This window comes from Hydrogenophaga sp. GW101-3F08 (assembly GCF_059424585.1).
In genome coordinates this window covers 303,003-309,002 of record NZ_JBWKZP010000007.1, presented here as the reverse complement: position 1 = coordinate 309,002, position 6,000 = coordinate 303,003, and the positions used below count along the sequence as shown (strand labels likewise).

The 6,000-nt window shown below is 61.5% G+C and carries 6 protein-coding genes; 5 read left to right on the top strand and 1 reads right to left on the bottom strand.

From position 1 onward, the window contains the following. The first annotated feature begins 419 nt into the window (after positions 1-419). From AC07YZ_RS18670 to AC07YZ_RS18655, 4 genes are all read left to right on the top strand, one after another. The gene (locus AC07YZ_RS18670; protein WP_494795834.1) at positions 420-797 is read left to right on the top strand and encodes a DUF6896 domain-containing protein; all 378 of its coding nucleotides are present in this window, start codon (positions 420-422) and stop codon (positions 795-797) included. A gap of 66 nt (positions 798-863) precedes the next feature. After that, complete coding sequence (locus AC07YZ_RS18665) at positions 864-1,190, top strand: immunity protein TriTu family protein (protein ID WP_494795833.1); 327 nt, start codon at positions 864-866, stop codon at positions 1,188-1,190. A gap of 562 nt (positions 1,191-1,752) precedes the next feature. Continuing rightward, a complete protein-coding gene (locus AC07YZ_RS18660) occupies positions 1,753-2,046 on the top strand; it encodes a hypothetical protein (protein ID WP_494795832.1) in 294 nt (97 codons plus the stop codon). 86 nt (positions 2,047-2,132) lie between these two features. Continuing rightward, positions 2,133-2,531, top strand: a complete 399-nt coding sequence (locus AC07YZ_RS18655) for a hypothetical protein (RefSeq protein WP_494795831.1) — start codon at positions 2,133-2,135, stop codon at positions 2,529-2,531. A 190-nt stretch (positions 2,532-2,721) separates the two neighbouring features. Here the strand turns inward: AC07YZ_RS18655 and AC07YZ_RS18650 are convergent, their stop codons facing one another. Next, the gene (locus tag AC07YZ_RS18650) at positions 2,722-3,189 is read right to left on the bottom strand and encodes an Lrp/AsnC family transcriptional regulator (RefSeq protein WP_494795830.1); all 468 of its coding nucleotides are present in this window, start codon (positions 3,187-3,189) and stop codon (positions 2,722-2,724) included. A 103-nt stretch (positions 3,190-3,292) separates the two neighbouring features. On the opposite strand from AC07YZ_RS18650, the gene mdeB reads away from it, so the two are divergent. Further along, the gene (gene mdeB, locus AC07YZ_RS18645) at positions 3,293-5,911 is read left to right on the top strand and encodes an alpha-ketoglutarate dehydrogenase (protein WP_494795829.1); all 2,619 of its coding nucleotides are present in this window, start codon (positions 3,293-3,295) and stop codon (positions 5,909-5,911) included. Positions 5,912-6,000 lie beyond the last annotated feature (89 nt).

The window sequence follows — 6,000 nt, the reverse complement described above, 5'->3', positions numbered from 1 at the left end:
TGCTCGTACTCATAGTCCTACTCCTATCTTCAAAGATAAGCGATAGGACGGGTCCGGGTGTTCAGGGGGCTATCTCACAGTCGCCTGAACGGCAATACGAAAGCGACCAGCCTTTGCGCGCTGCTCGCAAGCATCGGCGCACAAGGGGACTTCCAGCACGTAGCGGCACTCTCCAACCGGGCAAAGCACCGCAGCATTGTTCTCCCGTCACTCAGTGAAGATCACACAGGAGAGCGCCCCGAGAGGCTAGCCGTTTTGATTCAGGCCTTCGATCACGACGGTACCCACTTCCCCGCGGTCGCCGCGCAGACCTTTCTGGTTTCTCAGTTCGAAGCAGTGGGACGTAGGGCAAATGAAGTTGGCAACGAACTCAACACTCTCCTTCGCCGAAGTGCAGCCTAACTCGAACGGTATGCAGCATGACTAAAAGAGTCGATCTCATCCGCCAGCTCGTTCCGCTCTGGCACGCCGAGATGGTGTGGGCGAAGGAATTGATCGTGCGAGCCTTTCAACTTGAGAAGGCCGACGACATTCTGCGAATTCGAGGCCGGAGGCCTATTCCAGGGACCAATTGGAGTGTCTGCACCCATGGCATCGGCGTGGATGTCTATAAGACGCCGGCCGTGGGCGGAATTGACTTCGACTTTGATAAACCCGATCCAGATGTTTGGCGGTTGCAGATATTCTTTGAGAAGCAGCTGAACGACGGGGCGCTGGACTATTCCGCGTATCGGGAGCTGGCAGAGAACGAGGAGCTGCTGATCTCTTCGATCAAAGAAGCGCTCGATGCTGCATAACCTTTCATTGCAGCCGACCCTGGCCGGCTGCGCTGACCGGTCGGTTGAATTCCAACATTGAATGCTATGTGCGATGCTAACGATGTGTATGCGGTTGCACTTTTGAAATCTTGGTTTCAAAAACAAGAGGGCGTTTTCGACAACCACAAAATGAAGTCTGAATTCAAGGATGCTGGCAATGGCTCCGCGTCTGTGCGATTGGAGTCAGCGCGATATCTGGCGGAAATCTGTGTGTGGGATCATGCCTCCTGCATGGATGTGGAAATATTGGAAGTGCACACTGAGAAAAGCACTTTTCAGCACGTTGGCGAATGCAAGACAAGGTTCGAGTTCGAAGGCGAACTTTCCAAGTTTCTCGACTGGTTAAAAAGTGACGACCGTATTAGCATTTAGCAGGTTGTTCGTCTCGGACATACAGCAGCAAAAGGCCGCTGCGCGGCGCGTGCTGTCTGCCGGACAACGCCGACGTTGATGGCTGCAAGCTTCTCGTTCGTTCCTTCAGATGCCTGGGCGAAGGGCGACTACCGTCCCGGCGCGCATATCGACAAGGGCGTCTGCACAATCGAGGGCCTAGCCGCAGTAGTCGGCGCAAGGTTGGAGTCCTATATCGAGGACGGTCTCGGCCTTGCGAAGTGTTTCGGCGTGCGATCCGATAGCGGGTGTCAAGTCGGGTTCGAAGAGTTCGAGCAAAGTTCTGGGGGTGGCCTGGAGCTGTTGGTTCTCTTTGAAAACGGAGTCTGCAAGCGCCGTGACATCCTCGATGCACTAGGTTTTTTTGGGATTTCCGAGCACTCAGTCAGGTGGTTCGCTCCGGGAGCAATCGATTGTTAACACCCACACCAGCAGGAGGCGGCTTCGCAGCTCAAGTTGGTGGTCCGGTCATCTTCACGTTGAGTGACTGCTTCTCCTTGGCCTACCGGCTGCTGATGGCCGTTTAAATCAAAGTTAAACCTCTATGAAGTTCCTTGCACCTTGGTACGAGACCAAAGACGATGCACTGGCCGCCGAACTGCGCAGGGAAGTGGCGAAGGGTCATGCCTTGCACGGAATGCCTGTCGAAGCACTGGGGCGCAGGGACGATAAGGACGAGGTGCTGTTTGCGCTGCAAGATGGCACAGGGCGCCTCGCCGCCGTGCATTTGACATTCCAGGTAGAGACAGATATCAGCTGGCCTCGCTTTTCAATGTTTGCAAGCGAAGCTGAGTGGATTGAAAAAATGGAGGCTGATCATGTCGAGTTCGAGGCATAACATGTCGGACCAGAGGATTGATTTCGGCCTCCGCTGGCCTTGATCGTTAAATCTCTTATGCCCAATGTATCCGTTAGGCGCTCGAAATGGTATTGCCACGAAACGTCGCGCAGCAAAATGCAGAAACAGAAGCCAAGATACGAGAGGCTGCCGAAATGTTCGCATTGCGTCCTCCGCACCTCTCCTGGCTGAGCGCACTACTTCTCTCACACGGCCTCACCCAAGAGCCAGGCATCCTGGTGAGCCTTTCTGAAGTACCAGAACAAGAAGGCAATCTGGTCAGCGGTATGTGGCTGAGTCAATCCGAGGAGTTCTGGGAGTTCGAGACAGTCATTTCCCGAGGCAGCGGCGAGTTGCTAAGAATGGAACGGTTCGAAAACACTACAAGCACGGTTTCGGTCAATCAGGCGGTCAGAGGCATAGGCAAGCCTTTCGGTCGCATAGCAATAGAAGTCCTCCGCAATGCGACACCTAACCCCTCGTGACGGAGGAGGAGTTCTATCGTGGCCTTGCCGCTGGGTGTGGCTTACCCTCACGTTGAACGTCCGCTTTAGCAGTACCGCGCCGCCCGCTTCTGGCCGGCAGCGTGAGTACAAGGCAGTGCCATGAAGCAGACCTTTGGTGGTCGGCAGGCCCCGACCCCAGCCCACCCCCAGAGGGGAAGGGCGTTGTTGCTCAAGCCGCGTGCAGCGGCAGCGCGGTCTTGTAGCGCACCTGCTTGAGTGCGAAGCTGGAGCGGATCTTTTCCAGCCCGGGAATCGGCGAGAGCTGCTCCAGGATGAACCGCTCCAGCGCCCCGATGTCGGCCACGGCCACACGCAGCAGGTAGTCGCTGTCGCCCGACATCAGGTAGCACTCCATCACCTCGTCGTGCTCGGCGATGCGGCGCTCGAACTCGGCCAGCGCGGCCTTGGACTGCTCTTTCAGGCTGACCGAGATGAACACGTTGAGCCCGAGCCCCAAAGCCTTGGGGTCGGCCAAGGCCACATAGCGCTCGATAACGCCTTCGTTTTCCAGCGCTTTCACCCGCACCAGGCAGGGCGATGGCGAAAGGTTCACCCGCCGCGCCAGCTCCACGTTGCTGAGCGATCCGTCTTCCTGAAGCTCGGACAGTATGCGGACATCAATTGCATCCAAAGCCATAAATACCTTCAATATGAATTTTTGAAGCAGTTTATGCTGTTTTCTATCAGAATGCGGCACCAGTTCAAAAGCACATGTGGTCAACAAACCCTTACAGTAATCCATGACTGACACCCGCCAAGCCCGTTATCTCAACACCCCGGAAAGCGATACCGACCCCTCCGAAACAGCGGAGTGGCGCGAAGCGTTGACCGCGTTGCTGGCCTCACAAGGGCCCGAGCGCGCACGCTTCATGCTCGACGAGATGGCGCGGCTGGCACGGGGCCAGCGCATCGGCTGGCAGCCCGAGCTGAACACGCCCTACATCAACACCATCGCGGTGGAAGACCAGCCCGCCTTCCCCGGCGACCTGGCGGTGGAAGAGCGCCTGGCTTCGCTGATGCGCTGGAACGCGCTGGCCATGGTGGTGCGCGCCAACCAGGCGTATGGCGAACTCGGCGGCCACATCGCCAGCTACGCCAGCGCGGCCGACCTGTTCGAGACCGGCTTCAACCACTTCTTCCGAGCCGGGCGTCAGGGCGACCTGGTGTTCTTTCAGCCGCACAGTGCACCCGGCGTCTACGCCCGCGCCTTCCTCGAAGGCCGCCTGAGCGAGGCCGACCTGCTGCACTACCGCCAGGAGATCACCGCGCCGGCCACCGGTGCGCGCGGCCTCTCCAGCTACCCGCACCCCTGGCTGATGCCGGACTTCTGGCAGTTCCCCACCGGCTCCATGGGCATCGGTCCCATCAGCTCGATCTACCACGCGCGCTTCATGCGCTACCTCACGCACCGGCAGTTGCTGAACTGTGAAGGCCGCAAGGTGTGGGGTGTGTTTGGCGACGGCGAGATGGACGAGCCCGAGAGCATGAGCGCGCTGACGCTGGCCGCGCGCGAGAAGCTGGACAACCTGGTCTGGGTGGTCAACTGCAACCTGCAGCGCCTGGACGGCCCGGTGCGTGGCAACGGCCGCATCATCGACGAGCTGGAAAAGCTGTTTGCCGGCGCGGGCTGGAACGTGATCAAGCTGGTGTGGGGCAGCGACTGGGACGGCCTGTTCGCGCGCGACACCACCGGCGCCCTGGTGCGCGCCTTCGCCAACACGGTGGACGGCCAGATGCAGACTTTTGCCGCAAAGGACGGCCGCTTCAACCGCGACAACTTCTTTGGCCAGAACCCCGAACTCGCGGCGCTGGCCCAGGGCATGACGGACGAGCAGATCGACCGCCTGAAGCGCGGTGGCCACGATCTGGTGAAGATCCACGCCGCGTACGCGGCCGCCGCCACCCACACCGGCCAGCCCACCGTGATCCTGGCGCAGACCAAGAAGGGCTATGGCATGGGCGCGGCCGGTCAGGGCAAGATGACCACGCACAGCCAGAAGAAGTTCGACGAGGGCGACCTGATCGAATTCCGCAACCGCTTCAACCTGCCGCTGAGCGACGAGCAGGCCAAGGGCCTGGCCTTCTTCAAGCCCGCCGACGACAGCGCCGAGATGCGCTACCTGCGCGAACACCGCAGCCAACTGGGCGGCGCCATGCCCCGGCGCGAGACCGTGTGCGACGTGGTGCCAGTGCCGGCCATCGACGCCTATGCCAGCTTTGCGCTGAAGGCCGACGGCAAAGAGATGAGCACCACCATGGCTTTTGTGCGCATGCTGGGCACGCTGCTGAAAGACCCGGCGCTCGGCCCACGCATCGTGCCCATCGTGGCCGACGAGGCGCGCACCTTTGGCATGGCCAACCTGTTCAAACAAGTGGGCATCTACAGCAGCGTGGGCCAGCGCTACGCGCCGGAAGACATCGGCTCGGTGCTGAGCTACCGCGAAGCGCTGGAAGGGCAGATTCTGGAAGAAGGCATCAGCGAGGCCGGCGCGCTGGCGAGCTGGACGGCCGCGGCCACCAGCTACAGCGTGCACGGCCTGGCCATGCTGCCGTTCTACATCTACTACTCCATGTTCGGCTTCCAGCGCGTGGGCGACGCCATCTGGGCCGCGGCCGACCAACGCTCACGCGGCTTCCTGCTGGGCGCCACCTCGGGCCGCACCACGCTGGGCGGTGAAGGCCTGCAGCACCAGGACGGCAGCAGCCACCTGGTGGCGGCCACCATCCCCAACTGCAAGGCCTACGACCCGGCGTTTGCGGGCGAGCTGGCCGTGATCGTGGACGCGGGCATGCGCGAGATGCTGGTCGAGCAGCGCGACGTGTTTTATTACGTCACGCTCATGAACGAGAACTACGCCAACCCGGACCTGCCCGAAGGCGCGGCCGAGGGCGTGCTTAAGGGCGGCTACCGCTTCGGCCGCTTCGGGCCGGAGGATGCCGCACAGCGCGTCACCCTGCTGGGTTCGGGCGCGATCTTCACCGAGGTGGTCCAGGCCGCGCAGCAACTGGCCGAACAGGGCGTGGGCGTGGACGTGTTCAGCGTCACCAGCTGGAGCGAGCTGGCGCGCGACGGCGTGGCGCAGGAGGCCCCCGACGCGACCCATGCCAACCGGGCCGATGCCTACGTGACGCGCCTGCTCGCCAACAGCGCAGGCCCCATCGTGGCCGCCACCGACTACGTGCGCGCCGTGCCCGAGAGCGTGCGCGCCTTCGTCCCCGAAGGCCGGCGCTACCTCACCCTGGGCACCGACGGCTTTGGCCGCAGCGACACCCGCGCAGCCCTGCGCTCGTACTTCCATGTCGATGCCGCCAGCATCGCGGCAGCGGCGCTGGGGGCCTGCCAGTCCGGCGCGGCCTGAGCGTCCGCCGGTTTCTCGGTCCTACCCAAGCGCTGCGGCCTGCCCACGCACGACTTGGCTCGCGAGGTGCCGCGAATGAAACCTGCTGT

Bases quoted from the DNA above. Each gene is read 5' to 3' on its own strand.
- AC07YZ_RS18670 (WP_494795834.1), top strand. From the start codon at position 420: ATGACTAAAAGAGTCGATCTCATCCGCCAGCTCGTTCCGCTCTGGCAC.
- mdeB (WP_494795829.1), top strand. From the start codon at position 3,293: ATGACTGACACCCGCCAAGCCCGTTATCTCAACACCCCGGAAAGCGAT.
- AC07YZ_RS18660 (WP_494795832.1), top strand. From the start codon at position 1,753: ATGAAGTTCCTTGCACCTTGGTACGAGACCAAAGACGATGCACTGGCC.
- AC07YZ_RS18665 (WP_494795833.1), top strand. From the start codon at position 864: ATGTGCGATGCTAACGATGTGTATGCGGTTGCACTTTTGAAATCTTGG.
- AC07YZ_RS18650 (WP_494795830.1), bottom strand. From the start codon at position 3,189: ATGGCTTTGGATGCAATTGATGTCCGCATACTGTCCGAGCTTCAGGAA.
- AC07YZ_RS18655 (WP_494795831.1), top strand. From the start codon at position 2,133: ATGGTATTGCCACGAAACGTCGCGCAGCAAAATGCAGAAACAGAAGCC.